At 60.3% G+C, this 26,638-nt stretch carries 25 protein-coding genes; 11 read left to right on the top strand and 14 right to left on the bottom strand.

Annotated features, from left to right (window positions below):
* Nucleotides 1-27: 27 nt before the first annotated feature.
* The 3 genes from QMG80_RS14105 to QMG80_RS14095 form a co-directional block, all read right to left on the bottom strand.
* The gene (locus QMG80_RS14105) at nt 28-1,194 is read right to left on the bottom strand and encodes a glycosyltransferase (RefSeq protein WP_085773387.1); all 1,167 of its coding nucleotides are present in this window, start codon (nt 1,192-1,194) and stop codon (nt 28-30) included.
* Nucleotides 1,195-1,291: 97 nt separating this feature from the next.
* Nucleotides 1,292-2,419, bottom strand: coding sequence for an acyltransferase family protein (locus QMG80_RS14100; protein ID WP_085773386.1), 1,128 nt, complete (start codon nt 2,417-2,419; stop codon nt 1,292-1,294).
* Between the two features lie 54 nt (nt 2,420-2,473).
* On the bottom strand, nt 2,474-3,658 hold the full coding sequence (locus tag QMG80_RS14095; RefSeq protein ID WP_085773385.1) for a glycosyltransferase family 2 protein: 1,185 nt from the start codon (nt 3,656-3,658) through the stop codon (nt 2,474-2,476).
* A gap of 248 nt (nt 3,659-3,906) precedes the next feature.
* Between QMG80_RS14095 and QMG80_RS14090 the strand changes: the two genes are divergently transcribed.
* The 5 genes from QMG80_RS14090 to QMG80_RS14070 all read left to right on the top strand — a co-directional run bounded on the left by QMG80_RS14090 (nt 3,907) and on the right by QMG80_RS14070 (nt 8,965).
* A complete protein-coding gene (locus QMG80_RS14090; RefSeq protein ID WP_085773384.1) occupies nt 3,907-5,037 on the top strand; it encodes a class I SAM-dependent methyltransferase in 1,131 nt (376 codons plus the stop codon).
* Nucleotides 5,038-5,151: 114 nt separating this feature from the next.
* Nucleotides 5,152-6,387, top strand: a complete 1,236-nt coding sequence (locus QMG80_RS14085) for a class I SAM-dependent methyltransferase (RefSeq protein ID WP_085773383.1) — start codon at nt 5,152-5,154, stop codon at nt 6,385-6,387.
* On the top strand, nt 6,384-6,920 hold the full coding sequence (locus tag QMG80_RS14080; RefSeq protein ID WP_085773382.1) for a WbuC family cupin fold metalloprotein: 537 nt from the start codon (nt 6,384-6,386) through the stop codon (nt 6,918-6,920). The genes QMG80_RS14085 and QMG80_RS14080 overlap by 4 nt, the downstream gene beginning before the upstream one ends.
* Nucleotides 6,921-6,958: 38 nt before the next feature.
* Nucleotides 6,959-7,654 carry an SDR family NAD(P)-dependent oxidoreductase gene (locus QMG80_RS14075; RefSeq protein ID WP_245300008.1) on the top strand — a complete coding sequence of 232 codons (696 nt, stop codon included), beginning with the start codon at nt 6,959-6,961 and terminating at the stop codon, nt 7,652-7,654.
* 60 nt (nt 7,655-7,714) lie between these two features.
* Nucleotides 7,715-8,965, top strand: coding sequence for a class I SAM-dependent methyltransferase (locus tag QMG80_RS14070; protein ID WP_085773380.1), 1,251 nt, complete (start codon nt 7,715-7,717; stop codon nt 8,963-8,965).
* Between the two features lie 219 nt (nt 8,966-9,184).
* Here QMG80_RS14070 and QMG80_RS14065 read toward each other — a convergent pair whose 3' ends face one another.
* From QMG80_RS14065 to QMG80_RS14025, 9 genes are read right to left on the bottom strand one after another with little or no spacing between them, the layout of a single operon-like run.
* Nucleotides 9,185-9,847 (bottom strand): class I SAM-dependent methyltransferase, encoded by a 663-nt coding sequence (locus tag QMG80_RS14065; RefSeq protein WP_085773379.1) that lies wholly within the window; start codon nt 9,845-9,847, stop codon nt 9,185-9,187.
* Between the two features lie 48 nt (nt 9,848-9,895).
* Nucleotides 9,896-10,948, bottom strand: coding sequence for an aminoglycoside phosphotransferase/kinase family protein (locus QMG80_RS14060; protein WP_085773378.1), 1,053 nt, complete (start codon nt 10,946-10,948; stop codon nt 9,896-9,898).
* Nucleotides 10,945-11,565: an HAD family hydrolase gene (locus tag QMG80_RS14055; RefSeq protein ID WP_085773377.1), complete on the bottom strand. Its 621-nt coding sequence runs from the start codon at nt 11,563-11,565 to the stop codon at nt 10,945-10,947. Before QMG80_RS14055 ends, QMG80_RS14060 begins: the two co-directional genes overlap by 4 nt.
* An 8-nt stretch (nt 11,566-11,573) precedes the next feature.
* On the bottom strand, nt 11,574-12,614 hold the full coding sequence (locus QMG80_RS14050) for a zinc-binding dehydrogenase (protein ID WP_085773376.1): 1,041 nt from the start codon (nt 12,612-12,614) through the stop codon (nt 11,574-11,576).
* Nucleotides 12,611-13,540 carry a transketolase family protein gene (locus QMG80_RS14045; RefSeq protein ID WP_085773375.1) on the bottom strand — a complete coding sequence of 310 codons (930 nt, stop codon included), beginning with the start codon at nt 13,538-13,540 and terminating at the stop codon, nt 12,611-12,613. The genes QMG80_RS14050 and QMG80_RS14045 overlap by 4 nt, the downstream gene beginning before the upstream one ends.
* Nucleotides 13,537-14,382, bottom strand: a complete 846-nt coding sequence (locus QMG80_RS14040) for a transketolase (protein WP_085773374.1) — start codon at nt 14,380-14,382, stop codon at nt 13,537-13,539. The genes QMG80_RS14045 and QMG80_RS14040 overlap by 4 nt, the downstream gene beginning before the upstream one ends.
* Nucleotides 14,383-14,413: 31 nt before the next feature.
* Nucleotides 14,414-15,412, bottom strand: a complete 999-nt coding sequence (locus tag QMG80_RS14035) for a GDP-mannose 4,6-dehydratase (RefSeq protein WP_085773373.1) — start codon at nt 15,410-15,412, stop codon at nt 14,414-14,416.
* A gap of 5 nt (nt 15,413-15,417) precedes the next feature.
* On the bottom strand, nt 15,418-16,008 hold the full coding sequence (locus QMG80_RS14030; RefSeq protein WP_085773372.1) for an SIS domain-containing protein: 591 nt from the start codon (nt 16,006-16,008) through the stop codon (nt 15,418-15,420).
* Nucleotides 16,005-16,943: an NAD-dependent epimerase/dehydratase family protein gene (locus tag QMG80_RS14025; RefSeq protein WP_085773371.1), complete on the bottom strand. Its 939-nt coding sequence runs from the start codon at nt 16,941-16,943 to the stop codon at nt 16,005-16,007. Before QMG80_RS14025 ends, QMG80_RS14030 begins: the two co-directional genes overlap by 4 nt.
* Nucleotides 16,944-17,290: 347 nt before the next feature.
* Here QMG80_RS14025 and QMG80_RS14020 point away from each other — a divergent pair, with 347 nt between their 5' ends.
* From QMG80_RS14020 to QMG80_RS14010, 3 genes are all read left to right on the top strand, one after another.
* Entirely contained in the window at nt 17,291-18,781 is a 1,491-nt protein-coding gene (locus QMG80_RS14020) for a PfkB family carbohydrate kinase (RefSeq protein WP_085773370.1), read from the top strand.
* A gap of 12 nt (nt 18,782-18,793) precedes the next feature.
* The gene (locus tag QMG80_RS14015; RefSeq protein ID WP_085773369.1) at nt 18,794-19,492 is read left to right on the top strand and encodes a nucleotidyltransferase family protein; all 699 of its coding nucleotides are present in this window, start codon (nt 18,794-18,796) and stop codon (nt 19,490-19,492) included.
* A 139-nt stretch (nt 19,493-19,631) separates the two neighbouring features.
* Entirely contained in the window at nt 19,632-21,221 is a 1,590-nt protein-coding gene (locus QMG80_RS14010; protein ID WP_085773895.1) for a Na+/H+ antiporter, read from the top strand.
* A 57-nt stretch (nt 21,222-21,278) separates the two neighbouring features.
* On the opposite strand, the gene QMG80_RS14005 is transcribed toward QMG80_RS14010, so the two are convergent.
* Complete coding sequence (locus tag QMG80_RS14005; protein WP_085773368.1) at nt 21,279-23,048, bottom strand: PQQ-dependent sugar dehydrogenase; 1,770 nt, start codon at nt 23,046-23,048, stop codon at nt 21,279-21,281.
* Between the two features lie 582 nt (nt 23,049-23,630).
* Here QMG80_RS14005 and QMG80_RS14000 point away from each other — a divergent pair.
* The gene (locus QMG80_RS14000; protein WP_085773366.1) at nt 23,631-23,861 is read left to right on the top strand and encodes a hypothetical protein; all 231 of its coding nucleotides are present in this window, start codon (nt 23,631-23,633) and stop codon (nt 23,859-23,861) included.
* Nucleotides 23,862-23,901: 40 nt separating this feature from the next.
* Here QMG80_RS14000 and mntR read toward each other — a convergent pair whose 3' ends face one another.
* A complete protein-coding gene (gene mntR, locus QMG80_RS13995; RefSeq protein WP_085773365.1) occupies nt 23,902-24,420 on the bottom strand; it encodes a manganese-binding transcriptional regulator MntR in 519 nt (172 codons plus the stop codon).
* A gap of 215 nt (nt 24,421-24,635) precedes the next feature.
* Here mntR and QMG80_RS13990 point away from each other — a divergent pair, with 215 nt between their 5' ends.
* Nucleotides 24,636-25,949, top strand: coding sequence for an Nramp family divalent metal transporter (locus tag QMG80_RS13990; RefSeq protein ID WP_085773364.1), 1,314 nt, complete (start codon nt 24,636-24,638; stop codon nt 25,947-25,949).
* 30 nt (nt 25,950-25,979) lie between these two features.
* Nucleotides 25,980-26,591, top strand: coding sequence for a hypothetical protein (locus tag QMG80_RS13985; protein WP_085773363.1), 612 nt, complete (start codon nt 25,980-25,982; stop codon nt 26,589-26,591).
* Nucleotides 26,592-26,638: the final 47 nt, after the last annotated feature.

Raw genomic sequence — 26,638 nt, 5'->3', positions numbered from 1 at the left:
TTCCCCGCCGCCTTCCATGAGCGAGGATCAAACCTGCCAAAGCCAGTTGCCGAAACGCGTGAAGGTCTTGCCCGAGGTCTTGCCGAGCGTTAAAAAGAATTCCGCCGCCGGTTTCAGCCAGGGACGTGGACCGGACGGCGGGACGGGCGGAAGGGGCTGGAGCGGGCCGGCTACCTCGTCGAAGATGCTTCGCGCGCGCTCGATTTGGTCGTTGAGCGCAGCCTCGAGGCGCCCGCAGTCTTTTTTCAAGCTCGTGACAAAAGCGGCAGGTTCTGGCGGGAACATTTGCAAAGCGTCGGGGGGGATAGCCTCACAAGATCCCCGCAGGGCCTCAAAAAGTCGCCTTTGGTAGGCTTCGGCGAGACGGCTGGCGATCGTGGATGTTCGAAATTGCGCGAAAAGCCGCTCGTTCTTTTCATAGGGCAGGGGGAGCGCGCGGAGCCTTTTTTCGACCAATGCGTGCCGGCGAAAACAGTCGTCGTCGCTGGCGGAACCGCTGTAGGTCGTTGCGGATACGCGTGCGACAGCGACTGGCGCGTCGACGAACACGGCTCCGTGCAGAGCGGCCAATCCGTGATTTAGAAAATAGTCGCTTTGGGGGCCGAGCGTCTCGTCGTAATCGCCCAGTTCCGCCATCAAGGCGCGCCGCAAAATCACCGAGCATCCCGGAATGAACATGTGATGGGATACAAACGTCTCCAGCGCCTCTTGTGGCGGAATGAATTGCACAGAGGTCCCCGCGTCGTCGTATTTTGCCGCGCCACGGCCGCCAGGGCTCGAAATGTATGAACCCATCGGACCGATTGGCCGACTTTCGCTGGCGTCAATGATAGTGGCGAGACCATAAACAATGGCCGCCTGCGGGAAACGCTGCAGCGCGGCCACGCCGAGTTCGAAGAAGCGGGGATTGGTCAGATAGTCGTCGGCAGCGGCGGGGTACAGCAATTCGCCAGTAGAAAGTTCCAAGCCGCGCCGAAGGGTAGCGATGACCCCCCGATTGCGGGGAGCCTTCTCGGCGCTGATACGCGGGTCTCGGTCGCGATAGCGCTCGATGATCGACCAGCTGTCATCCGTCGAGCCATCGTCGATGATGAATAGCTCCCAGTTCTGGTAAGTTTGTGAGAGGATGCCTTCGAGGGCCTGAGGAAGAAAAGCTGCGTGATTGAAATTCGGGAGGTAGATCGAGATTTTCATGCCTTGCCCTCTCGCTGTTTCCGTCTGCCGTATTCTACACAGAGCTGCTAGCTCCCTGCAAGTGAGAGCGCTTCATTTTAGGGTGCAAGGGGGACAACTATACGATTTTTTGAGGTGAACAAACGGTAATTTCCGCTGATGTCTGCATGTATCTTTTTCTGAACCTTAGAAAAGGCGATTCAATAAACCGGAAGCTCAGGTGGCCGACCGGAAGCATAAGCAGAAAGCAGAGCAAAGACCAGGCCTCTGCTACGTAAATATTCGTGATATCCATAATATGATAGTATATAAACTCGGCTGCTGGCGAAATAAAAAAGAAGTGTAATACATATATTGAGTAACTGTAAGCCCCGATGAGTCCGACAACCCATGATATGCCAGTGTTCCTGGGTACAAAAGTGCGATCATAATAGGATATGAGCAGGCCATAAGCGAGACCTTCTACCGCTGGCATGATAATCCATACCAAGCTAGATGAAGGATAGCGGGGCATCATATAAAACCCTCCTGAGCGGTCAAATAGCCAATAATATGCCGTAAATCCAATCGTTGTTGCGGCCGCAATCATGTGTTTATCTTTAATCATGCCTGAGTATCGGAAAGCTGCAATCCCTAACACGAACTGATCAATTCGTCCAATAAGCGTCCAGTAAGCCAAGCTTTGGACTTCGCCAAATTCTATATAAAATATACTGCGCATGGAAGTCGATACAACAATTATTACTACAGCGGTAGCAAGGCCAAATCTTTGAAATGCGGCTAGCAATAGCGGCAAAATCAAATAGAAGTGCCACTCAACCATTATCGACCAGAGTCCATTAGGCAGTGGGCCGCTAGGTGATCCTATAGAAAAAATAGAAATTATATATCGTCTTATTAATTCTATTGTCGCTGCCCCACGGTATATCTCTTTAACCCCTACGATTATGAGGATCAGAATCATGAGTGGGGCGAGCCGAACGAATCTATTCCATAAGAATAGCGAAAAAGTAAAATCGTTTCTGTGCAGTAATTTAGCAAAGAGATAACCGCTGAGAGTCATGAATAAGGCGACGCCCGTATGACCCTCATCTAGAAGTGCTAGTGGAAAGATCGCTGGAGCGCTCGCGAACGAGACAGGAAGTCCTTCGCTCTGGTGACAGAAATGCCAGGAGAATACCATAAATGCGGCAAGCGCTCGGACGTGATCCAGCGCAAGAAAATGTTCTCCGCTGCTTGATCTCATGATAATACTCGTGATGTTGGGTTGAGCTTGACGCGCTGGTTCCTCAGGCCCGTTTCAGAACTCCCAGAGCCTTTTGCCAAAGCCAGACAGGCTTCTCCCCAAGACCCTACCGAGCGTTAGGAAAAATTCCGCGACCGGCTTCAGCCAAGGACGAGGTCTGGAATCCGGATCCGGCGTCAGAGGCACCACTGGCCCCGCCAGCTCGTCGAAAATGGCTCGAGCTTTTTCAATTCGCTCGTTGAGCGCAGCTTCCAGTCGCTCGCATTCCCTTCGAGTCTTTGTGACAAAAGCGTCGGGGGGAACAGAGTCGCAGAAGCGTCGCACCGTATCGAACAGATGGCGCTGAAATGGTTCGGAGAGACGGTCGGCGATCGTCGCCGCACGGAATTGTGCGAACACTCGTTCGTCCGCCTTGTAAGGCAGTTGGAGCGCACGGAATTTCTTTTCGAGCAGGGCATGACATCGAAAATAGTCGTCATCACCGGCGGAACCACTATAGGTTTTATCCGATATGCGCCCGGCGGCGACCGTTGCATCGATAAAAACAGCCCCGTATAAAGCGGCCATCGCATTGTTCAAGAAACCGTCGCTTTGAGGGCCGAGCGCCTCATCGTAATATCCAAGTTTGGCCATAACACCGCGTCGCGCAATGAGGGCGCAGAATGTGATAATCATATGACGAGAGACGAATCCCGCCAGAGCCTCCTGCGGCGGAATGAACTGCATAGAGGTTCCCGTGTCGGTATATCTGGCCACGCCATGTGCTTGCCGCCTCGGGATGTATGAACCCGTCTCCCCCAACTGTCGGCCGTCGTTGCCGTCGATGAGCACGGCGCGAGCATAGGTTAGAGCCGCCTGCGGGAAACGTTGCAAGGCCCTCACACCAAGCTCGAAGAAGCGAGAATTTGAAAGATAGTCGTCGGCCCCAGTGGAGTAGAGCAATTCTCCGCTACAAAGCTCGAGGCATCGCCGAAAGGCGGCGTGAGCGCCGCGATTGCTGGTAAATCGATCAGCAAAAATGCGCGGATCGCGGTCACGATAACGCTCGATGATCGCCCAGCTATCATCCGTCGAACCGTCGTCGACGACGCATAACTCCCAATTTTGATAGGTTTGGGCGAGGATGCCCTCAAATGCCTGCGCAATAAAGGCTCCATGATTAAAATTCGGGAGGATTACCGAGATTTTCATGCCGTGCTCCTCAACAAGCTGATCGGCCGCGCGGCGGATCCGGTCCATGCCTCAGAAGGTCGTTGCCCGGAGCGCCCAGTTGTCGATCCGCATAGTGCGGGTTTCCGACGGCCCTCGAGCCACCCCCTAAGTATTTCCCACAACCGCGCCGGCAAGGCGACCTGCCAACTCCCATCTCGAATATCCTTTGGCCAGATTTCTTGCAACCCAGGCGCATGATAGCTATGACGCTCTTCTGGGAAGCCCGGGTCGCAGGTAGGCTGGGCGCGTTTGAAGCTTTATAGGAATGTATATAAATGGCATATGAACTGGCTTATACTACGTCATTCCCCCGTTGTGTCATCTGTAATGGAAGAATAAGCGAGCTTAATACGGGTGAGTTATTCGGTAGCACTTCACGTGGCGACACTTTATACCCGTTCTATATTTGCAGCTGCGAGAGGTGTGGACACATTCAGAAGAAAATTGGTCGTCAGTATCATGAAATCATGGACAAAATATACAAAGAAAACTATGAACTGCCTGGGCGTAAGGTTACTATAGTCGATGGTGAGGTTATTAATAGGGAGACTATGGTCGCTAAGAATTTGATTAAGTTGCTTGACTTAGAGCAATTTGGACGTTTTCTGGACGTTGGCGCAGGCGCGGGCTACCTTCTGACAGCCTTTGCCAGCGAGCTTCCAGAATGGGAGATTGCAGGGTACGACGTGAGCGACAATCAGAAAGGCATCATTTGTAAAAGCGGCTCCGCACAATTTTATTCTGGAGTCCTGAGCGACGTTCCAGGATATTTTGATTTGATCACGTTCAATCATGTTGTAGAACATTTGACGGAGCCAGTAACAACTATTCGAATTGCGGCTGGGTTGCTTAAGCCTGGCGGTAGCATTGTTGTAATTGTTCCAAATTTTCAAACAGTATACAGCGATTTTTTCTTCCTAGAGCACTGTTCACACTTCACCGCCCGCACCTTGAATATTGTTGCATCTCTTGCCGGACTTAGCATCATCAACACGTTGGAGGGACTGATCTCGCCCACAGAGATCGGGTTCGTCGGGAGACAGGCCGAACAAAAACCTAGCCAGTCGGCCGCCCTTGAAGCTATTCGTTGGGCTCAAGCCCTTCCGAATTTCATACGCGCATTCGCAAAGGACAAGGCCTTCGGCGTTTTTGGCGTGAACGGCGCTGGGATGTGGCTTGGGGCCGCCCTGAAGGGGAAGTTGTCCTTCTTCGTCGATGATGATCCTTCCAAACAGGGCTCGAGGTTTGCAGGCTGCCCGATCCTTAGCGTGGATGAGATTGCTGATGGCGCCCTAGTCTTTGTGCCGTACAATAATCCCGAAGCGTCGCTAGAAATGTGCACGAAATTGAAAAAGCGTCGGCCGGAGGTCGCGTTTGTCGCGCCGCCGTGGGAATCAGGATGTTAGGCGCATTCTCGTCGCGGAGAAACGATTTACGGCTCTAGCAGCGCGTTCTTCGCCGCAACGACTTCCTTGTCGCGGGCTCGTACGTCGTTGGGCAGCCAGGTTGGCAAGCGAGACATGCAAGAGAGTGAGAACGTGGTCGAATACGCCACTTACCCTTCCCAAAAGACCTGCCGCCTCTGCGGCGCCGGATATGGCGATCTGCGAATCGAATTCGGAAAATTGCCGCCCTGCAACAGGTTTGTGGATAGCGCCGAAACGCTCCCGAGCCATCAGCTTACGATGGGAGCGTGCGGAAATTGCGGCCTGATACAGCTCCTCGACCCCATGCCTCCCGACATGGTCAGGCCTCGCGTCCCCTGGATTCGCTATAACGAACCCTCGGCGCATCTGGGCGGAGTGGCGGATCGTATCTTAGAGGCTATTGGGCGTCGGCCAATAACGGCGCTGGGAATAGGTCCCTTTGAACAGCCGTTGTTGGAAGAGTTGAGGCTAAGGGACGTCGTCGCCGATGCGCCCCGACTCAATTTCCAGCCGACGGATGGAAGCTTCCCCTATCTCGAAACGTGGCAGGCCGAACTCTCTCGCGGCTCTTTCTCTGGTTCCGAAGGCGAATGTGGTAAGGCGGACGTTGTTAGTTGCCGCTTTCTCTTGGAGCATTGCCACGCGCCGCTCGACGCCTTGCACGCCTTGGGTAAGCTCGCGACGAGCGATGGCTTGGTTGTCATAGAAGTCCCCGATAGCAGCAAGTTTCTCGCCTCAGGCGATTACGCCTTTCCCTGGGAAGAGCACGTTTGCTACTTTACGGCGGAAACGTTAGTTGGCCTGTGCCGCCGGGCGGGATTCGTCGTCATCGAAATGCTGCGCTATAACGGCGATCTCGAAGACGTGCTCGTGGCGTTGGCGAGACCGGCCGACGAGCCCGGGTCGTCTTGCTCAAAAGCCGACCTCTCGTTCTTCCTGTCTTACCGAGACCGTTACGCGGGTCGCCAGGAACAAGTCCGACGAGCGCTTTCCAGATATGGCGGCGACGGAGGTCACGTCGCCCTTTTTGGCGCCGGCCACCAGTCAATCATGTTCGCCAATGCGCTCAAAGCGGCGCCGCTGCTCAGCTATGTTGTCGATGACGACCCTAAGAAGGTGGGAATGATCGCCCCGGGCTTCTCGTCAGAAATTCGCAGATCTGCCGACCTCATCGACGACGCGCAGATTCGCGCATGTTTGCTCGGAGTCTCCCCAAGGGCTGAGCCAAAGGTGCGCAGCCAACTGCAAAAGCTTACGGACCGAGGAGTACGCCTCCATTCGATATTCGCGGGAGCCGTGGGTTCGATTTTCTCGGGAGAACCGCAATGAACTTGCAAAAGCGAAGCGAAAGCGTCTTCGTCGCGCAATCCGCAATATCGCAGATCACGAAGCGGGAGCTCACGATGTTGCGTGAGGCTGCAAGGACCTCGCCGCGGCGACGGGCTCGGATCAACCTCCATTCTGACGACGACGATCTCCTGCACGAAATGATCATCGCGATTGCGCGCGACTCCTACATTCGGCCGCATCGACATCCAGGCAAGAGCGAATCTTTTCACCTCATCGAGGGCGCGGTTGACGTCGTCGTTTTCGACGATGCTGGCGCGATAACGCAGATAGTTTCTCTCGACGCGCGCGGAGGGGAGGCGCCATTCTATTACCGAATGTCGCGCTCTTTGTTTCACACGATCATCGTGCGATCGGAGCTGCTCGTCATGCACGAGGTCACCAACGGCCCTTTCAGGCCGAATGCGGCTGTCTACGCGCCCTTCGCGCCTGCTGAGGAAGAGTCTGGCGATGTCGCCGCCTATACTGCCGAACTGATGATACGTGTCGCAGCTCATGGAAATCGAGCATCATGATTAGAGAGCATGCGGTCGTAGTGGGAGGCACCAGAGGCTTGGGCCTTGTCATCGTCGAACGTTTCCTGGCTCGAGGCTTTGCGGTGACGGTCCTTTCACGACGGCCTTGCGAGAAGCATAGAGAGAACCCATTGGTTCGCCACGTCGCGGTGGATCTCGAAAAACTTTCGGATTTCGACGAAGTTGATGGGGATTACTTGAGTGGTCGGCCCATTCGGTATCTGGCCTTTGCACAGCGCTTTCGCGGACAAGGCGATCCTTGGCAAGGGGAAATCCAGGTGGGCCTCACGGCCACGAGGGTTTTGATTGAAGGCCTTGTTGATCGCTTCGCCGAAACGGGCGATCGCGCCATCGCTGCTGTCAGCTCCGTTTATGCGGAGTTCGTCGGAGGGTCACAGCCGGTCGGCTATCATGTCGTGAAAGCAGGACTCAACGCGATGACGCGTTATTATGCTTGGTCGCTTGGCGGGCGCGGCATCAGGATGAACGCCGTTATGCCCCTAACCTACATTAAAGATGAAAGCCGCGCCTTTTATCAGTCACAGGGGGCCATCAACGATCTTTATCGACGCCTCGTTCCGCTTCAGCGGATGGGCGAAGCGGGTGACAACGCTGACGTGGTCGACTTTCTCTGCAGCGAACGGGCGGCGTTCATCACTGGCCAAAGCCTATTCGTCGACGGCGGGGTCTCGATCGTATGGCCAGAAGAAACGGCGAGCAAATTTTCAGCCTAATGACGCTGAAACTTCACGTCATCGCCTAATGTCGACAGCACAAATCCAAGTGGAACTCCAATGACAGAACGCTTCAAGCACAGAACCGCATGTCGCCTCTGCGACTCATCCTCTCTCGAACTCGTATTGCCCATTCGGCCATCGCCGATTGGAGACGCCTTCGTTCCGAAAGAGCGTCTTCATGAAGAGCAGGAGCTTTTTCCCCTTGACTGTTATTTGTGCGCGGAGTGCGGTCATCTACAAAACTTAGATGTCGTGAATCCTGAGATTTTGTTTCGTGATTACACCTATCGAACCTCCGTCTCGCTTGGGCTCGTCGAGCACTTTCGACAATATGCCGAGTCGGCGCTGAAGGAGCTGGAGATTGCACCCGGCGGACTCGTGGTCGAAATCGGCAGCAACGACGGGTCTCTGCTTAGAGCCTTTCAGGCGCATGGCATGCGGGTTATCGGCGTCGACCCTGCGCGCGAGATCGCAGAACAAGCGACCCAAAATGGCGTGCCGACAGTGCCGGAATTTTTTAACGCGACCATCGCAAACGACATCCGTGCCGCGCACGGTTCTGCGGCCCTGATATGCGCAAATAACGTATTCGCGCACATGGACGATATGAGTGAGGTCACCGCCGGGATTCGCAAGTTGCTTGCAGATCAGGGTGTCTTCATTTTCGAGGTTTCGTATATCGTCGATATGATCGACAACATGGTGTTCGACACGATCTATCACGAACACGTTTCGCATCACGCGCTCACGCCCTTGGAGCGTTTTCTCAACCGCCATGACATGACGATCTTCGATGTGGCCCGCATGCCCACAAAGGGCGGCTCGATCCGCGTCTTTGCACAACCATTGTCTACCCCGACGCGGCCAATTTCGGAACGACTGAAAATGCTTCTAGCAGAGGAAGCGCGGCGGGAAATTGTGAAGCCCGGGGTCTACCGCGAGTGGTTCAAGCTGATCGAAAAGCGAAAGCGTGACGTTCTCGATTATGTTGACGGAATGATTCGCGCCGGCAAGACGGTCGCCGGCTACGGCGCGTCGACGACGACGACCACTCTACTCTATCACTTCGAATTGGAGAGCCGTCTGAAATTCATTGTGGATGACAACCCGCTCAAGCAGGGGATGTTCAGTCCTGGGGCGCATCTACCAGTTTACCCTCCCTCGGCTTTGACAGAGCTGAAGGCCGACGCCGCCGTCATTCTCGCCTGGATCTATGCGAAGCCCATCATCGAACGCAATCAGGCTTTTCTCTCTGGCGGTGGTCAGTTTTTGGCGCCACTCCCAGAGACGAGGGTCATCGCGTATTGAACGCGCAGCAGGCGCGGTCATGCTTGCGATTGAGCGGAAGCGTGCAATCGCAAACATGTGACCGCGAAGATTAACAAGTCCTTGGCGCGTACCCCGATCGCGTGGAATCACGCGATCGAAAGGGCCACGCTCCGGCTCAAAGCTTTGAGCATGTCCTGAGCGCGAAGCGGCTTGGCGCTTCCCGTGACATGCTAGAGGACTTATCGCGCCTCACTTTCCTCACTCAAAAAAGATGAACTCGTGGTCGCCGGTGTAGCCTGTGGATTTCATGACGAAGGCCCATTCCTCGGGCGTGTGGAAGGCGCGGCAGGTGAGCTGCCAATACATGAGATTCACCTTCTCGCGCTCGTTGCGATAGGCCTCGACGCAGATGTATTTCGCGCCGCGCGAGACGCGCTCGATCTCTCGGAACGCCGACCAGAGGTCGTAATTATAGAGATTGTGCAGCGTGTTGATCGAGACGACCAGATCGAAATGCTTGTCGGGGAAGGGGAGCTTGGCGGCGTCGGCGACCTGCACGAAGGGCTTCACGTCATCCATCGTGTGCTCGATCGCATAGCGCGAGATGTCGATCCCCGCGACCTCGACGCCGGGGCACGCGGTCAGGAAGTCGTGCAGTAGAAAGCCCTTGCCCGAGCCAACGTCCAGTATGCGCATGCCCGGCTTGATCCCATAGGTCTTCACCATCGCCTCGGCGACCTTGAGCCAACGACCGTCATAGCGATAGCCACCATAGCCCGTCTCTCGGCTGCCGTCCCAGTAATCGTAATCATATTGAATCGCGAGCTCAGCGACCTCCGCCTTGTCGCGCTGCGTGACGCGCGCGAGATAGTCCCGCGTGGTGGACTTGTGGATGAGGCCGACGAATTCCTTATATGCCATTTTGTCCGTTCTCCCTGGTGTTTCAGCGCGTTGATATGGCGCGAATTCTTATCGCCCGAACTCGGTTCGAGCGGGAAGCGCGCCGTTATTTTGAACGAGCGCGTCAAGCCGCGCCCGCGCAAGGTCGAGTTGCCGCAGCCGACGCGTGTCCTGATCCTCGGTAATCGCAAAGGCGCGCCGCTGCTCCCCGACGGACAGAAAGTCGTTGAGGATGATGGCGATCCATTTGATGCGGTAGGCGTCGAGCAGAACGTTCACGCGCTCGCGGTGATGCGCGAGGCCGAGGTCGTCCAAGACGGCGGCGAGAAAGAGCTCCTGCTGCGCCGCTGCAACGGGAAGCGCCGGCTGGCAGAAGAAGTCGCAGACGAGCTTGGCCGGATCGTCGCGGCCCGCATATTCGAAATCCAGAAACACGCATCCCTTCTCGGTTTGCAGCGCGTTGTGGAAGCCGAAGTCGGATGGGGAGGCGATGATCTCGGCGTCTTCGATCCTGGCGTCGGGATCAAGTCCGAAGGCGCGGCAGTTCTTCGAAATCTCGTCCCTCACGCGCTCCCAGGCGGGACGCAGAGACTCATTCACGAAAGACGCCGCCTCTCGCGTCTGCGGCGCTTGCGGATCGATCGCCTCGAGGCGCCGGACGCGCCGGTCGACCGCGGCGACATGCTCGCTTATGGAAAAGCAGGCTTCCGATGCGATGCGCAGTCTCCCCGCCACGCCGGGAGACGCCACTTTCTGGATGAAATTCGCGGCCTTCTCGACCGCCGCCGCATCGATCTGCTCGGGCGTGAACCTTTTCCCCTCGATGAAGCCATGCAGCGCGGCGCCGGTCGCGGCGTCGCGCGCGAGCGGCGCCGTCGTCCAGCCCGGCGCGCGGGTGCGCGCATGTTCGAGAAAGTCCCATTCAGCGCCGAGCCGATCGCGTGGATCGTCGGGATGGCGGAAATAGATTTTGAGCGCCGCGCTTGCGCCATCCGCCAATTCAACGCGAAACACCCGATTGTTGCGGCCGCCCGGCAGCGGCTCAACACGTCGCGCCGGCGCCAGGCCGGCGCTTTGCGCGAGGCTCGCGGCGAGGCCGAGCGGATCCGTCGAGCGCGTCATTGGCGCGGGGCGGGGTGCGTGAGCAGCGCCGCCGCGAGAGCGGACCAGCTGCCGTGGCGCGTCACGCGAGGCGCCGTCGCAACCCCTTCCGCAAATCGTCCGTCCGGGTCGAAGAGAATGGGCGCCGTGCGCGTCGGAAAGCCGGGCATGGTCAGAATTTCCGGCAGGTCGTCGATGAAGACGTCGAGATCGAGCGCGGCGATGCGCGCGATCTTTAACTCCTTCGTCTCCTCGAAGAATACGCTGTCCGGCGCGAGATAGCGGCCGCATTGCCCCTCGAGAAAGGCGCGGGCGGCGGCGTGAAGGTCGTAAGGCGCGCCGCGCAGCGGGCGGCGCGTCTTGTGGCTCACGACAAAGAGCGCGTGTTCCTGCTCGCGCGCGGCCTCGAGGAAATCGAGAACGCCGGGATAGAGCGCGGCAAGATCCATCCGCGCGCCATAGACATAGCCCTGGAGCTCGGTGAATTCCTCGCCGCGCCCCGAGCCGTTGAGATAATCGCGGACGTCATTCTTGCCGGCAGGCAAATCCTGTGGAATGAGCCCGCGCTCCAGCGCGGCGCGATGGAACACGCCGTCGTAGCAAGCCAGCGTATTGTCGAAGTCGACGCCGATCCGCATGCGGCGGGTCACGCCAAGGACATGTCGAGGAGCGGCCGTCCCGTCACGCCGTCGGCGAGCGCCTGGAGGGCGTCGGTCGCCTCGCTGAGCTTATAGGGCTTGGACAGCAGGTCGCGCACGGGGAAGCGGCCCGCGCCCAAAAGGCGGCCGAAGCGCGGAAAGTCCCGATCGGGCTCGCTGTCGCCGCCCCAGGTGCCGAGCAGCGACTTTCCCTGGTTGAAGATCGCGGCGTCCACGGACACGGTCGCGCCGGCGCGGGCGTTGCCGACGACGACGGCGCGTCCGCCCTGCGCCCGCGTCGCTTGCATCGCCGCGGCCATGACCTCGGCCAAGCCGGAGGCCTCGACCGCGACATCCACGCCCTGCGGAACGATGGCGCGGATCTGCTCCAGCGGGTCGCCCGCCGCGGGATCGACGACGTGCGTCGCGCCGTACATCTTGGCCAGCGTGCGCCGGAAGGGGCTCGGATCAATCCCGATGATCGTCGTCGCCCCCGAGAAGGCTGCAGCCATAAGCGAATTGAGCCCGACGCCGCCCGTGCCGAAGACGGCGATGGCGTCGCCAGGGCGGACCCTCAGCACGTTGATCACGGCGCCCATGCCCGTCGGCGCAGCGCAGCCGAGCATTGTCGCGACGTCCATCGGCAGCCCCTCCGGGAGCCGGCTGAGACGGTTCTCGCTGACCACGGCGTGGCGCTGAAAGGTCGTCACGCCGCCGGCGTTCACGCGGCGTCCCTCCCAGTCATAGACGGCTCCGCCGGCCTCGGCGCCGCTTCCCTTCAGCCAGGAGAGGACGACCTTGTCGGAGGCCTTGACCTTCGTCACGCCCGGCCCGACCTCGAGAACGCTGCCCGTCGCCTCGTGACCCATGCAGTGGGGAAGCCATTTGTCTTCTCCCTTCTTGCCCAGCCACTCATTGACCTGAGTGCCGCAGACGCCCGAATAGGCGATCTCGACGAGCGCCTGGCCCGCGCGCAGGGCGGGAAGGCCTAAGGAGACCACTTCCAGCGGCTTGTTCAGCTCGACGAGGATGGCGGCTTCGGTTTTCATGCGGCGGATAGCCTTTCCTTGATGCGGAGAGCGATCTGCTCCCCCGTAAGTCCCAGACGCTCGCGAGCGAATTCCTGCTCGCCGGCAAGCTTGAAGAAGGCGTCGGGCGTCCCGAAGCGCAAGAAGGCGCGCGGCGCGATCACGCTATCGACGACCCATTCGGCGACGGCCGAACCGAAGCCGCCGACTACGCTGTGCTCCTCGATCGTGGCGACCAGACGGAAGGTCGCAAAGGCGTCGCGCAGCCTTTCTGTGTCGAGTGGCTTCACCGTATGGAAGGACACGACCTGCGCCGAGACGCCCGCAGCGGCAAGCGCGTCTGCGGCGTGGAGCGCCTCCGGCAGGATCGTTCCCGTTGCGAGCAGGCAGACATCTCGCCCTTCGCGGATCGTCAACGCCTTACCGATGGAAAAATCAGTCGGCGTCTCGCCGTGAATTTTCGGCTCGCCCTTTTTGCCCAGTCGCAGATAGGTCGGATGATCGGCGTGAAGCGCGGCGCGAAGGGCGGCTCGAACCTCGAAGGCGTCGCAGGGGCACACCACCGCGAGACCGGGCAGCGCGCGCAGGAGCGCGATATCCTCGCAGGAATGATGCGTCGGTCCCAGCCCTGCGTAGGAGAGACCCGAGCCCACGCCCACAATGATGACCGGCGCCTCGTGGTAGCAGACATCCGTGCGGATCTGCTCGAGGCAACGCGTCGTCACGAAGGGCGTGATCGTGTAGGCGATCGGCCGGTAGCCGGAGAGCGCCAATCCGGCAGCAAGCCCCATCATGTTCTGCTCGGCGACCCCGCAATTGAAGAAGCGGTCGCCATGCGCGGCGCGGAACTTATCGAAGAGCCGGTTCCCGATGTCGCCGGAAAGCATGACGAGGCGAGGGTCCTCGTCCCCGAGCCTGGTCAACTCGTCTGCGAAGGCGTTTCTCATGCGAGGCCGAGCTCCACGCGCGCGAGCCGGACTTCATCGGCGGTGGGCGCGCGATAGTGCCAGTTGTTGTCGTCCTCCATGAAGGAGACGCCCTTGCCCTTGACCGTATGCGCGATGAGCGCGACAGGCCGCCCCGAGCCGTTGGGCACGTTTTCCATCGCGCGCGCGAGAGCGTTCACGTCATGGCCGTCGATCTCATGCGCGTCCCAGCCGAAGCTCTCCCATTTTTCTCGCAAAGGGGCGAGTTGCAGCGTCTCATTGGAGCGCGCCGTCGCTTGCCACTTGTTGTAGTCCACGATCACGCAGAGATGGGTCAGCTTCTGCGCGGCGGCGAACATGGCGGCCTCCCACACGGAGCCTTCGTTGTTCTCTCCGTCGGAGAGCAGCGCGAAGACGCGATAGCCAAGGCCTGAGAGCCTCGCGGCAAGCGCCATGCCGACGCCCAGCGGCAGCCCGTGGCCGAGCGAGCCGGTCGCCGCCTCGACGCCGGGCAGGAGATTGGCGGGCGGATGCTCGGCCAGCAGCGCGCCGTCGCGCGTATAGGTCTCAAGCAACGCGGAGTCGAAGAAGCCCTTGAACGCAAGAGCGGCGTAGAGGGCCGTCGCCGCATGACCCTTGGAGAGAATGAAGCGGTCGCGATCAGCGGCTTTCGGGTCGGCGGGATCGATCCTCAGCACGCCCCAATAGGCGGCTGCGACAACGTCACAGCAGGACAGCGACGAGCCGAGATGCGCGCTCTTGGCTTGATGCGACATTTCGATGACTTGCCCGCGGAGTCTTGCGGCGACTTTCTCCAAATCATCGGCGCCCGGATGGCCGGCCGTCTGAGACAATGGCTTCATCTAGTCCTCGCGAGGGCGAAGGGCCGAGCCCTCAAGCCTTGTGGATATATCGCAGGGGAAGCTCGGACAAGACTGAAGCGAAGCGCTCGGCCCAGCGGATCGTGTCGTCAATTCCCTCCGCGAGAGAAATGCGATCCCGCCAGGCAAGCTCGCTGCGCAGCTTGAAGGAGTCCAGCATGTAGGTCGTGTCTTTGCCCGGCCGCTCCGGCCCCAGCTCCACACAATTGTCAAAGGATTTGCCGAGGCGGGAAAGAATGGCCTCCACGAGAGCACGGATCGAGACGAGCTCATAGCCCGAAATGTGATAGGTCTCGCCGAGCCGCCCGTCGAGGGCGATGCGGAGGGTCGCGTCCGACACGTCGCGCATGTGGACAAAGACGCGAGTGGACGCGCCGCCGCCGTCCAAGCGTAGCTTCTGGCCGGAAAGCGCCGCGAGAATCGTGCGCGGCACGATCCGGTAGAGGGGTTGACCGGGTCCGTAAACATTTGCAGCCCGCGTGAACAGCACCGGAAAGCCGTAGTTCTGGAAATAGGCCGCCAGAGCCATGTCTCCTGCCGCGCGTGAGACAGCATAGGGGGTGGAGGGATTGAACCGGCTGCTTTCCCGCACCCAGCCGTCGGTCGAACCGTAAACCTCCGGCGTCGTGACGTGAACATAACGCTCCAGGGACTCGCTGCGGCGCAAAAGCTCGAGCAAGCGCACCGTGGAGACGACATTGGTCATCATCCAATGGTCTGGATGCGCCCAGCTCTCCGCGACCATGCTCTGCGCGGCGAAATTCACGACATGCGTCGGCCGCTCCGAACTCAGGAGCTCCGCCAGCGTATCGAGGTCCTGATTGATGTCGATGCGCCGAAATCGCACCGCGCCCTCACGCCGCTCCCATTTGTAGGGGAGGAGAGCGGAATGGGCCTCCTCGGAGCGGCTTGTCGCGAGAACCTCGTGACCCGCCTCGGCCAGGAAATCGCAGAAAGTCGCGCCCGAAAAGGAGTTTGATCCCAGAACGAGAAAACGGGTAGCTTTCGCCATTGCTTTTAGATTTCGTCGCGAAAGTTCATGAGCCATTGCACAAGCATATGGCCCGTGATGAGCTGCATGTCTTCGGCGATCTGCATGTCGTCGATGACGAAATGGATCGTCTTGTCGGCCAGGGCCTTCGCCGCGCCGCCGGAGAAGCCGAGAAGGGCGTAAGTTCTCAGGCCAATGCGCTTGGCTTCCGTGAGCGCTTTCAGAATATTGGGGGAATTGCCCGATCCCGAAAAGACGATGAGGACGTCGCCGGCGCGCGCCTGCACGGCGAGCTGGAGCGAGAAAATGCTGTCGTAGCCTTCGTCGTTGGCTAGGCAAGTGAGGACGGCGGGATTGGCCGGCAGCGCTTCCACGCATAAGCCCGAGCCCGGCCGTTTCGACATTGCATAAAGGAAGTCGTTGGCAAGATGCACGGCGTTGCCGGCGCTGCCGCCATTGCCGGCGATAAAGACCCTGCGCCTGTCGCGCCAGCATCCTTTGAGCTCCGCCGCCAGCTCGGCAAGCGAAGCGCAATCCAGACTCTCAATGACGCGCGCAAGCCGCATTCCGTAGCGACGAAAATGCTCCTGCGCGGCTTGGTTCTCGTCGACGCTCATGAGGTCTTGCCCGCTTGCATCCATCGAAGATTATAAAAGTGGTCCTCATTCTTAAGGACCCCCTGGCGATACAGTCCGACGAGCTCGTTGATGGCGTCGTTTACGGTTTTCTTCGGTCTGAAGCCCGTGGCGAGGAGCCGGTCCGAATTGATGCGATAAGAACGCGGGTCATTTGAGGGCGTCACCTTGATCTCGGCTGGCACGGCCGCCGCGACCTTCTCAGCGATCTCGCGGATCGCGAGATTCTCGAAGCCGGCGTTGAATACTCCCGCATGCTGCGGATGCTCTAGCAGAAAAATGTAGAGGTCGGTGATGTCGTCGATGTGAATGTTGGGGCGCGTCTGTTCTCCTCCAAAAACCGTGATCTCACCCCGATCGAGCGCCTGCATGGCGAGCATGTTGACCGACACGTCGAGGCGCATGCGCGGCGAGTAGCCGCAGACCGTCGCGGGCCTCACGATTTGCACGACCATGTCGTCCTTGTAGGAAAGCAGAATGCGCTCGGCGCACATCTTGGTCTTGTTGTATTCGGACAAAGGAAAAAGCTCGAGATCCTCGGTCACTTGCTCGGCGTCCGAGACGCCATAGACGCTACCCGAGGAGGCGTAGATGAAGCGACGGACGCCGGCCCGTTTGGCGCGATCCGCGAGCTGCATCGTCGCGAGGCAGCTGATCTCCCAAGTCAGCTTCGGATCGAGATCTCCACAAGGATCATTGGCGACGCTCGAGAGATGAATGATTGCGTCTATATCGGCAAGGTCGATCGCCGCTGCGTCGCGAACGTCCCCTTTGACCACGTCGAGGGCCGGGTGGGGCCGCAAAAAATTTCCGAACCATTGGATGTCGAAAGCGCGGACGCGATGCCCTCGCTCAACAAGTTTTGGAACAAGAACGGAGCCCTTAAAGCCGCAAGCTCCCGTGACAAGTATGTGCATCCGTCCTCCGAAAAGACCGCCCCAATCGACGCTGCTCGGTATCGCGCAGGGCGCTAACCGAGGCTCTTAGCTCAGTCATACGAGTGCGGCAAGAATTCGACTCTCATTGACAATTTTCCGACCCGATGGCAGGAGGCTTCGACGCGGCATGGACAAAATTAAGCGCTTTAGCGCGCTCGCTCGAAGAGAATCATTCGGGCGAGGAGGAATTGCGCCAGCCTCGATGCGCTGTAGCGATTCTGATCGCAAAATTGCGCCGTCAGAGAAGAAGAGGACATTTGGGGAGGCTCTTGGCGGTTTACCAGGGGCGCGCGAGTCTTCTTCATCTTGGCCTCCGTGAGCGAGTCATGAACAGTCAATCCACAAATTATAGAGAAGCGGTCGAGTCGATCCGCAAAGCGGCCGGCCCCGCTGCGCGAATCGCCTACGTTTCTGGCAATTTCAACATTGTGCATCCCGGCCATCTTCGGCTGCTGAAATTCGCGCGCGAGCAGGCGGACTTCCTCGTCGTGGGGATCTATCCTGACAGCAATCCAGGCGTCAGCATGCCAGTCGACTTGCGCGTCGACGGCGTTTGCGCCCTTTCCTCTGTGGACTTCGTCGTCCGTCTCGATCGTGACGCCGTCGGGTTCATCGAGGCTTTGCAGCCCGATGTCGTCGTCAAGGGAAGTGAATACGCCCAACGTCACAACGATGAGGAAACGCTCGTCAATAAATGGAACGGCAAGCTCGTGTTCGGTTCCGGCGAGATGCGTTTCGTTTCGCTCGGGCTTCTTCGAAGAGAATATTTCGAGACAAATCTTTCGACCATTCGCAAGCCGACTGACTACCCCGCGCGTCACGGCTTCGCCTTCGCTGAGCTTTCGGAAGTGCTCCGTAAGTTCAGCGCCTTGCGTGTGATGGTGATCGGCGATCTCATTGTTGATGAATATATCCAGTGCGACCCGCTGGGGATGTCTCAGGAAGATCCGACGATCGTCATCACGCCGATTGAAAGCACTAAATTTCTTGGTGGCGCCGGTATTGTCGCGGCGCACGCCCGCGGGCTTGGCGCCTTCGTGCAATTCGTCTCTGTCGTTGGCGCCGACGCAGACGCCGGCTTTGCGCGGGAGCGATTGGACAGCTTCGCCGTTCAGGCTGAGCTCATCACCGACGACACGCGTCCGACTACCTTGAAGCAACGCTTTCGTGCGCACGGAAAAACGCTTTTGCGCGTCAACCATCTGAGGCAGCATGCGGTTTCACCGAGCATCTGCGCTCAGATCATGGACCTGGTGCGCCAGGGCATAGAAGGGACAGACCTTCTCGTCCTGTCTGACTTCAACTACGGCTGTCTGCCGCAGTCCTTGGTCGACGCGATTTGCGCTCTCGCGCGGGGCAGGAACGTCATGGTCGCGGCCGACAGCCAGGCCTCCTCGCAATTTTCCGACATCTCCCGATTCAAGGACATGGCGCTGATCACGCCGACGGAGCGTGAGGCGCGTCTCGCTCTTCACGATTTCGACAGCGGCCTCGCCTATGTCGCAGAGCGGCTCCGAAACGTGTCGCGAGCCGAGAACGTCATTGTCACGCTCGGGGCGGAAGGATTGTTCGTTCGAGGCGTGAAAGAGGGAGAAGAGCTTGCGGATCGGTTGCCCGCTTTCAACTCCGCTCCCAAGGATGTGGCTGGCGCAGGAGACTCTTTGTTCGCTTGCTCCTCGCTTGCACTATGCGCTGGCGCGGACATTTGGCGCGCCGCCTATTTGGGGTCGATCGCCTCCGCCTGCCAGACGACGCGGGTTGGCAACACGCCGCTCACGCTGGCGGATGTGGAAGCCGAAATTTTTGCTCTGGAATGAGAAGGCCTGATCATGCGCGCGCTTCTTCTCGCGGCGGGCCTCGGAACGAGGCTGCGGCCGCTGACGGATAACACTCCCAAGTGCCTCGTCGACGTGAAGGGGCGCCCGCTCCTGGATTATTGGTTTGATGCGCTGTTCGCCGCGGGCGCCGAACGCGTTCTCATCAACACTCATCATCTTGCTGAAAAAGTGAGGGCGCATGTCGCGCATTCGCGCTTTCGAGATTCTGTTGATCTCGTTCACGAGGAGATTCTGCTCGGCACGGGCGGAACGATCCTGGCCAATCGCCACTGGGCAGGCCACAAGCCGCTGTTCGTCGCCCATGCGGATAATTTGACCAGCTTCCCCATGCGCGATTTTCTCGAGCGCCATGCGCGCCGACCGTCGGGCGTCCTTCTCTCGATGCTCGCGTTTCGCACCGACGACCCGCGCTCCTGCGGCATATTGGAGGTCAATGAGGCCGGACTGGTTCAGGCCTTTCATGAGAAGGTCGCCAATCCCCCGGGAAATCTCGCTAACGCCGCCGTCTACATGGTTGAGCCGGAGGTCATGGAGCTCATGGCGGGCTTCGGGCGAGAGAGCATAGACTTTTCAACGGAAGTGATTCCGCTGCTGATGGGGCGCATCCAGGCGCTCGACATCGCTCGCTATCACAGGGACATCGGGACGCCGCAAGCGCTGGCGAAGGCGCAGCTGGACTTTCCTTTCTGAAGTCCAACGCGCTTCGAAAAACCGAAGAAAGCGCCCCCGACGCGCCGCAGGATTGGCGACGCATAGCTGGGATCGGTGAGGCCATATATTGGCGGACCGGCTTGCGCTCGTCCGAGGCGAGCCGGAGTGGGGCCTCTCAATGATCGAAAACATCCGCATGCTCATCCTGCTGCTTGCCGTCTTGGCGGCTGCGACCATGCTTGCGGAGCGGCTGAAAGTTCCGTCGGCGATTCTCTTGGTGTTGATTGGGCTGCTGCTCTCGTTCTTGGGCGGTCTGCCCCCTTTGGAGCTCGCTCCGGAGGTCGTTTTGCTGCTCGTCCTGCCGCCTGTGCTTTACAGCGCCGCCTTCAACATGAGCTGGCGCGAGTTCCGCTTCAATCTGCGCCCCATCGCGCTTCTGTCCGTCGGCGGCGTCTTGTTCAACACTTTCGCGGTCGCGGTCGCGGTGTATTGGCTTCTCCACATGGACTGGGCGGCCGCTCTGCTGCTCGGCGCCATCGTTTCGCCTCCGGACGCCGTCGCGCCTCTCGCTGTGGCGCGAAAAATGGAAATTCCGCGGCGGATCCTCGTGGTGCTCGAAGGCGAGGGCCTAGCCAATGACGCCGTTGCGCTGATCCTTTACCGATTCGCAGTTGCCGCCATCAGCGTCGGCGTCTTCTCCCTCGGCGAGGCCGTCGGCGCATTCGCCGGCATTGTCGCTGGCGAGATCACCTGGGGGATCGGCGTCGCCTGGCTGATGCTGAGGCTGAGGAGGTGGGCGAACGAGCCGCGGATCGAAATCGTCTTATCGACTTTGACGCCCTTCTTTGCATTCTGGCCGCCAGCGCAGCTCGGCGGGTCGGGCGTGCTCGCGACCGTGGCGGCTGGCCTCTACACGAGTTGGAACGGTCCGAGGCTGATCAGCGCCGCGACGCGGCTGCAGGGCGTTTTTTTCTGGCAGTCATTCATCTACGTCATCGAAGGCATGGTTTTCCTCATCACCGGCTTGCAAGCGCGGGCCATCGCGAGCCGCATCGGCGAGTTCCAGCTATCACAGCTCGGCCTCTCGATTGCCGTCATCGCGGCGGTAACGATCCTCGCGCGATTCATTTGGGTGTTTCCCGCCGTCTATCTGCCGCGATGGCTGTTTCCCGCGATCCGGCGGCGGGACCCTTCGCCGCCCTGGCAATGGACCTTCATTTTGGCCTTTACCGGCGTTCGCGGGATGGTCTCGCTGGCTGCGGCGCTCTCCATTCCGATCGCGACCGCCGCCGGGCTGCCGTTCCCCTATCGCGACCTGATTCTGCTTCTCACTTTTGCGTTGATCCTCATAACCCTCGTGGGCCAAGGCCTCATGCTGCCATGGCTCATCCGCAGGCTGGGCCTCGCCCATGCGGGGCGTAAGGAACGCGACTCCGAGAGAGTCGAGGAGCGCCGGGCGCGGGCCGAGGCGGTGCGGGCGGCGGTCAGCGCGTTGGAAGAGCTAGCGACCCAACGCGATCCTTCGCCGGATGCGCTCGACATCATTCGTCTCCTGCACCAGGACCGATTGAAGCGCATTGACGAGCACGGGGAGGCCGCGCAGGCGGCGCCGCATCCTGCGGAGCTTCACGATGAAGTCGAGCGCCTGCTGATCGCGGCCGAGCGCGAGCGCATCAACGCGCTTTACCGCGTCGGCGAGTTGCATGACGAGGCGCGACGCCGCATCGAGCGAGAACTCGACATGCGTGAAGCTCGTCTTTTTCGTTAGATCACGCGGCGTTCAGACGGATCGCCTACTTCGCTTGCAGGCCCCCACAAACCCCCATCATCTCTGATCCCGATTTTGTTGGCCCGCTCGGCTGATCGCCCAGACATAGGACGACACCGCCTTGAGATCCCGCTTCGTCAGCGGCGCGCCGCCGAGCGGCGGCATCACGCCCAGAGATATCTTGGGATGGGGCACGCCCTTCTCGATCGTCGCTTCGATTCCCGCAAGGCTTCCGTCGCTCCAAAGCCATCGCCCTTTCGTCAAAGACGGTCCTTGGGGCGTGCCGCCGCCGTCGGAGCCGTGACAGCCGCTGCAGGAGCCCTCAGCCGCCTGACCGTGGAACACTCGGTCTCCCAAAGCTATGAGATCGGCGTTCGATCCAGGAGGGACGGGGAGTGAGGGCGGAGCCCGACCCGCCTCGGGGTCGACGCCCTCCGGCGGCTGGGCGGAGCTGGAGGTTGACGCTGCGCGGACCGGAGGCGCCGAGGCGACGCGGTCGGCGGCGCCGCCGACATGGACGATACGCCAGATCCGGCCATGCACGTCGTCGGCGATATAGAGCGCCCCATCAGGCCCTTCGGCTAAGCCCGTTGGCCTGAAGGCCGCCTTTTCCGGCTCCTTGGTCGCGCCGGCGAAGCCATCCGCGAAGACCACATAGGCGCCCGACGGCTTCCCGTCCGCAAGGGGCTGGAACACGACGTTGTAGCCCTGCTGCGGCAGCGGGGCGCGGTTCCAGGAGCCGTGAAAGGCGATGAAGGCTCCGCCGCGATACCCGTCCGGGAAGGCCGTCCCGCGGTAGATCAACAAATCATTCGGCGCCCAGTGCCCGGGGAACGCGGCGACGGGCGGCGTTCGGTTCGCGCAGTCGCCGACTTTATTGCCGCCGTCGCCCCCATATTCCGGCGCGAGCACGAGCTTGCCTTGCTGTTGATCGAAATAGCATTCGGGCCATCCATAGTCGGCGCCTTTCTCGAGAAGGAGAAGCTCCTCGGCGGGAAGCTCCGCGCTCTGCTGCGGCGTATAGAGACCCGGCCAGTTCTGGAACAGTTGATCGCGACCATGCTGCGTCACGAACAGACGACCCTGCTCGTCAAACGCGAAACCCTCGCCGTTGCGATTGCCGCTCGCATAGCGCTCGGCGGGCGAAAAAGCCTGATCGGTCTTGTTGGCGTCAAACCGCCATGTGCCGGCGCGGGTTTCCTTCTCGACGCAAGGGGTCAAGCCAGGGGAAAGCGGAATGCGGTTCGCTCTCTGGCAGGCGTTCGTCGCCGATCCCAAGTCAACGAAAAGCGAGCCGTCTCGGTCGATGACGAAGGGGTGCATCGGATGGTCGCCGGTGAGGGGAAGGCCGGAAACGACGACCTGCGGCGGCGCCTTCGGCGGCAAGGCGCCTTCCTCGAGGCGATATCTTAATATTCTGCCGTTTTCTTCGGCGTAGAGAGCGCCGTTGAACAGCGCAATCCCGCTGCCTCCGGTTCCTCCCTCTTGGACGGTCACGCCAAACCTCGAGACAACGTCTGCGCGGCCGGCGCCCTTCGTATCCTTCAAAGCCAGCAGGAAGCCGCCGGGCGGAGGAGGGGCGTGCGGAAAATATCGCCCACTCCAACTGTTGGCGTAGAGCGTGTTGTCAGGGGCGACGACCATGTGGCGGACGTGGCCGAGATTATCGGCGAACACCGTCGCGCAAAACCCCGGGGAGAGAGAAAGTCCGCCGTTATCGCTGTCGCAAGCAGGAGCCTTGCTCGCAGCTTTCGCGCCTGGGGCGAAGAGCGCGACCGCCGTGGCCAAGCCCAATAGGACGCGGCCGGCGTAAAATAGCTTCTTCATGCAGCCTCCGATCAGGACGAACGCGCGAAACGATAGGAGTCAAGCCGCGGGAGGGGCCCCTTGAAGCGGGAGGAGCCGCTTGAAGAGCGAGCAAATGCGACGCCCCTTCCGCCATTTATTGACCTAGAGCGAACTTCAAGCTCGCCAAAGTCACATTGGCGGCCTCGCCGCGCAAGGAAGAACGCCCCGCCGGTCCATCCGCGGTCGGGGCGCTCCTGGATCACGCGGCTTCCAGGCGGAATCGCCTGAAAGCAGAAAACGTGATCGATTCTAAAAGCTTAGAGCGCGATTTGTGCGAAAAACCGGTTTCCACTTTTTCGCATCGCGCTCTAGCGACAGCCGAAGCCATCGTCGGTGTCACGGGCAATTAAGTCAGCACGTCGAGCCTTTCAAGCCAGGCCGGGCCTTAGGGTGAGCCCTTATGTATTACTTAGGGTGAGCCCTTATGTATTAATTGTGCTGATAACAGCATAGTCTCGACAATGAGTTGTATAATTCCACTTAAACTTGATCTCCCCGGCGCGCGCGCCAGTTAATGCTGCAAGATTGGCCTTCGAGCAAGATTGGCCTTCGAGGAAGAGCATGACCTCCATCCGCTTCGCGGCCAGCATAGCCTTCGTCCTGGCGCTGACCATGCCGGCTGCGGCCGTCGCGATCAACCTGGAGACCCCTTTCGGCGCGGGCCTTGGTTGGCAAGCCTATCGGGCGGCGGGAACTCACGCCTATCCCCTGCGCGTTCTTGCTCCGCGCATCCGGATCGAGGGGATTTACCGGTCGAGCGGAGAGCAGGAGCGAGTCGCGCCGCAACGGTGAGGGCGCGCGACCGGGTTGAAGGCTGCGCCGGCACTATTCGTCACGCGACGTCGCCGCTACGATCCTCTCCAGAGCCAGCGCCTGGACGAGAGCGCTGCGATTTCAGAAATTCGAGAAAAGCCATTCGAGTCGGCTCGGAGACGAAATGCTCCATGCCTTCGGCGTCGGCTTCGGCGGCCTCCCGCGGGACGCCCAGCGCAAGGAGGATGTCGACGACGAGCCTGTGGCGCGCCTTGATGCGTTCGGCCAGCTCACGGCCTTCCTTGGTCAGAAAGATCCCGCGATAGGGCAGGCCAGTCGCGAGTCCTTCGCGCTTCAATCGAGCGATGGTTTTGATGGCGGTCGCGTGCGAGACGCCTAGCCGACGGGAAATGTCGGTGGGGCGGGCTTCGCCCGCCGTCGCCAGCAAGTCGGCGATAAGCTCGACATAGTCCTCGTGCAGCGCGCCCGACTGCGCCGCCCTCGTCTTGGTGAAGCGGCGCGCATGGACCTGCTCGGCGGGAAGCGCAAGCGCGGCGCCGCCTGCTGGGTCCCGATGCTTCTTGACTTGCTTCGCCATCTTAATCCGACGAACCCCGGCGTCCCCACGCCGCGCGTTTGTCGCGGCCGGGCTCACGCGCTCAAACCCATATTTAGCGCGCCGACGCCCAGCGCGCCTTCCGCTCAAGCGGAAACCTTCGAGCCATAATTCGCTCGAAGCAGAATATCCGCCTTGCCAACAATTTCAAGCTCACTACTTCTTTTGTAGCCGAAGCTACAGAGATTGACCCGCCCATGCGCGCCGAAGCCGTTTTGAAACCTCCGTCGCTGACTGCTCAAACCGTTGTCGCGGCGCAGCGCGCGCTCTCTGGCAAGAGCGGCGGTCTGCGCGTCTCCTTCGTTTTCGCCGGCCCTGCCGTGATGGCTTCGGTCGCCTACATGGATCCGGGTAATTTCGCGACCAACATCCAAGCCGGCGCGAAATATGGTTACGGGCTTCTCTGGGTCGTGCTGCTCGCCAATCTCATCGCCATGCTCTTTCAGGCGCTCTCCGCCAAGCTGGGCATTGCGACCGGGAAAAACCTGGCGGAGGTTTGCCGCGATCAGTTTTCGCCTCCGGTCGTCTGGTCGATGTGGGTCGTCAGCGAAATCGCCGCCATGGCCACCGATCTCGCCGAGCTGCTCGGCGGGGCGATCGGATTATCGCTGTTTCTGCATGTTCCGCTGCTCGTCGGCATGACGGCGACGGCCGGCGTTTCGTACGGCATATTGATGTTCGAAAAGCTGGGGTTTCGCCCGCTTGAGCTGGCGATCGGCGCTTTCGTCGGGCTGATCGGGCTTTGCTACCTCGTCGAGCTCTTCACCGTTCCCGTCGATTGGGTTCAAGCGGCGTCGCATGCGGTGACGCCGCGGATCGCTGATACGGGCGCGCTGCTCATCGCCGTCGGCGTCGTCGGCGCGACCGTGATGCCGCACGCCATTTATTTGCATTCGGGGCTGATGCAGGCGCGCACGCCGGCGCGCAACGATCAGGAACGGCGCCGGCTTCTGCGCTTCTCGAACCGCGAGGTGGTGATCGCGCTCGCTATTGCCGGCTTGGTGAATGTGGCGATGGTGGTGATGGCGGCCGGCGCATTCCATATTGGCCACAGCGAGGTCGCCGAGATCGAGACCGCCTATAACACGCTGACGCCGCTGCTGGGCGCTGGCGCGGCCGGCGTGTTTCTGCTGTCGCTGATCGCCTCGGGTCTTTCCAGCTCCACCGTGGGAACGATGGCGGGGCAAATGATCATGCAGGGTTTCGTCGGCTTCAAGATCCCCCTCTGGTTGCGTCGGCTCGTCACCATGGCGCCGGCCTTTGTCGTCGTCGCGCTCGGCGCTGGCGCGACCGAGGCGCTGGTGCTGAGCCAGGTGGTGCTGAGCATCGCTTTGCCGGCGCCGATGATCGCGTTGATCCTCTTCACCGGGCGCGCCGACATCATGGGAGTTTTCGCGAACAGCCGTCTGACCCAGCTCCTGGCGGCGGCGGCCGCCTGTGTGGTGCTGTCGCTCAATTTTTTCCTGATTGCGCAAACGCTCGGCGCGCCCATGCTGGGCGCGGGATCGTGAGACCGGCCCCGTGCGTGCACGGGTGAACCAATGACGGATTCGGCGAACGTGCAAAGAGAGGGCCCGCCGCCCCGGTGGGAGTGGCGCTGCTTCGCCGCGAGCCTCGCCGAGCTCGAGGCGAAGATCGGCGCCTCGGCGCAGGTTTCGTCTCGGCACAGCGAGGAGTTGTATCTCGCGAACGCCCGTTCGCCGCATAATGCGAAAATCCGGGACGGCTTGCTGGACGTGAAGCGCCTCAAGGCGATCGCGGCCACGGGCCTCGAGCTTTGGGAGGTGGTTCTGCAGCAGGGCTTTCCCCTCTCCGCGTCGACGATCGACTTCTTCTTCGCGGTTCTGGATCTGGCGCCTGCCGCGCCGTGTCGCCAGAGTTACCCGATGGACGCGTTTCTTGCCGACGTCATCGGCGCCGATCCCGCGTTCCGAACCGTCAAGATCGCGAAGGCGCGCCGCGTGTTTTCCTTCTGCAGGTGCAGAACGGAGTTCTCTCGGCTCTTGATCGACGGCGTGAGTCAGGAGACTTTCTGCATCGAGGATGAGATGCCCGAACGCATTGAGGCCGCGCTCGAGAAATTGGGCTTGAACCCCGCCGCCAACACGAATTATCCAAAGTTTTTCGCGCGTCTCGGGTCTCATGAGGCATAGGCGGGCCTAGAGCGCGATGCGAAAAATGGAAAAGGTTTCTCGCACAA

The sequence above is a fragment of the Methylocystis bryophila genome (assembly GCF_027925445.1).
Lineage (GTDB): Bacteria > Pseudomonadota > Alphaproteobacteria > Rhizobiales > Beijerinckiaceae > Methylocystis > Methylocystis bryophila.
This window is presented reverse-complemented; position numbering and strand designations above follow the sequence as displayed.

What these genes read in the sequence shown, in the direction of transcription:
- QMG80_RS14060 (WP_085773378.1), bottom strand. Translation starts at nt 10,948, where the DNA reads ATGACGCGCTCGACGGATCCGCTCGGCCTCGCCGCGAGCCTCGCGCAA.
- QMG80_RS14000 (WP_085773366.1), top strand. Translation starts at nt 23,631, where the DNA reads ATGACCTCCATCCGCTTCGCGGCCAGCATAGCCTTCGTCCTGGCGCTG.
- QMG80_RS14005 (WP_085773368.1), bottom strand. Translation starts at nt 23,048, where the DNA reads ATGAAGAAGCTATTTTACGCCGGCCGCGTCCTATTGGGCTTGGCCACG.
- QMG80_RS14010 (WP_085773895.1), top strand. Translation starts at nt 19,632, where the DNA reads ATGATCGAAAACATCCGCATGCTCATCCTGCTGCTTGCCGTCTTGGCG.
- QMG80_RS14020 (WP_085773370.1), top strand. Translation starts at nt 17,291, where the DNA reads ATGAACAGTCAATCCACAAATTATAGAGAAGCGGTCGAGTCGATCCGC.
- QMG80_RS14080 (WP_085773382.1), top strand. Translation starts at nt 6,384, where the DNA reads ATGAACTTGCAAAAGCGAAGCGAAAGCGTCTTCGTCGCGCAATCCGCA.
- QMG80_RS14070 (WP_085773380.1), top strand. Translation starts at nt 7,715, where the DNA reads ATGACAGAACGCTTCAAGCACAGAACCGCATGTCGCCTCTGCGACTCA.
- QMG80_RS14105 (WP_085773387.1), bottom strand. Translation starts at nt 1,194, where the DNA reads ATGAAAATCTCGATCTACCTCCCGAATTTCAATCACGCAGCTTTTCTT.
- QMG80_RS13990 (WP_085773364.1), top strand. Translation starts at nt 24,636, where the DNA reads ATGCGCGCCGAAGCCGTTTTGAAACCTCCGTCGCTGACTGCTCAAACC.
- QMG80_RS14050 (WP_085773376.1), bottom strand. Translation starts at nt 12,614, where the DNA reads ATGAAAACCGAAGCCGCCATCCTCGTCGAGCTGAACAAGCCGCTGGAA.
- QMG80_RS14055 (WP_085773377.1), bottom strand. Translation starts at nt 11,565, where the DNA reads ATGCGGATCGGCGTCGACTTCGACAATACGCTGGCTTGCTACGACGGC.
- QMG80_RS14015 (WP_085773369.1), top strand. Translation starts at nt 18,794, where the DNA reads ATGCGCGCGCTTCTTCTCGCGGCGGGCCTCGGAACGAGGCTGCGGCCG.
- QMG80_RS13985 (WP_085773363.1), top strand. Translation starts at nt 25,980, where the DNA reads ATGACGGATTCGGCGAACGTGCAAAGAGAGGGCCCGCCGCCCCGGTGG.
- QMG80_RS14100 (WP_085773386.1), bottom strand. Translation starts at nt 2,419, where the DNA reads ATGAGATCAAGCAGCGGAGAACATTTTCTTGCGCTGGATCACGTCCGA.
- QMG80_RS14040 (WP_085773374.1), bottom strand. Translation starts at nt 14,382, where the DNA reads ATGAAGCCATTGTCTCAGACGGCCGGCCATCCGGGCGCCGATGATTTG.
- QMG80_RS14065 (WP_085773379.1), bottom strand. Translation starts at nt 9,847, where the DNA reads ATGGCATATAAGGAATTCGTCGGCCTCATCCACAAGTCCACCACGCGG.
- QMG80_RS14095 (WP_085773385.1), bottom strand. Translation starts at nt 3,658, where the DNA reads ATGGACCGGATCCGCCGCGCGGCCGATCAGCTTGTTGAGGAGCACGGC.
- mntR (WP_085773365.1), bottom strand. Translation starts at nt 24,420, where the DNA reads ATGGCGAAGCAAGTCAAGAAGCATCGGGACCCAGCAGGCGGCGCCGCG.
- QMG80_RS14045 (WP_085773375.1), bottom strand. Translation starts at nt 13,540, where the DNA reads ATGAGAAACGCCTTCGCAGACGAGTTGACCAGGCTCGGGGACGAGGAC.
- QMG80_RS14035 (WP_085773373.1), bottom strand. Translation starts at nt 15,412, where the DNA reads ATGGCGAAAGCTACCCGTTTTCTCGTTCTGGGATCAAACTCCTTTTCG.
- QMG80_RS14085 (WP_085773383.1), top strand. Translation starts at nt 5,152, where the DNA reads ATGCAAGAGAGTGAGAACGTGGTCGAATACGCCACTTACCCTTCCCAA.
- QMG80_RS14030 (WP_085773372.1), bottom strand. Translation starts at nt 16,008, where the DNA reads ATGAGCGTCGACGAGAACCAAGCCGCGCAGGAGCATTTTCGTCGCTAC.
- QMG80_RS14090 (WP_085773384.1), top strand. Translation starts at nt 3,907, where the DNA reads ATGGCATATGAACTGGCTTATACTACGTCATTCCCCCGTTGTGTCATC.
- QMG80_RS14025 (WP_085773371.1), bottom strand. Translation starts at nt 16,943, where the DNA reads ATGCACATACTTGTCACGGGAGCTTGCGGCTTTAAGGGCTCCGTTCTT.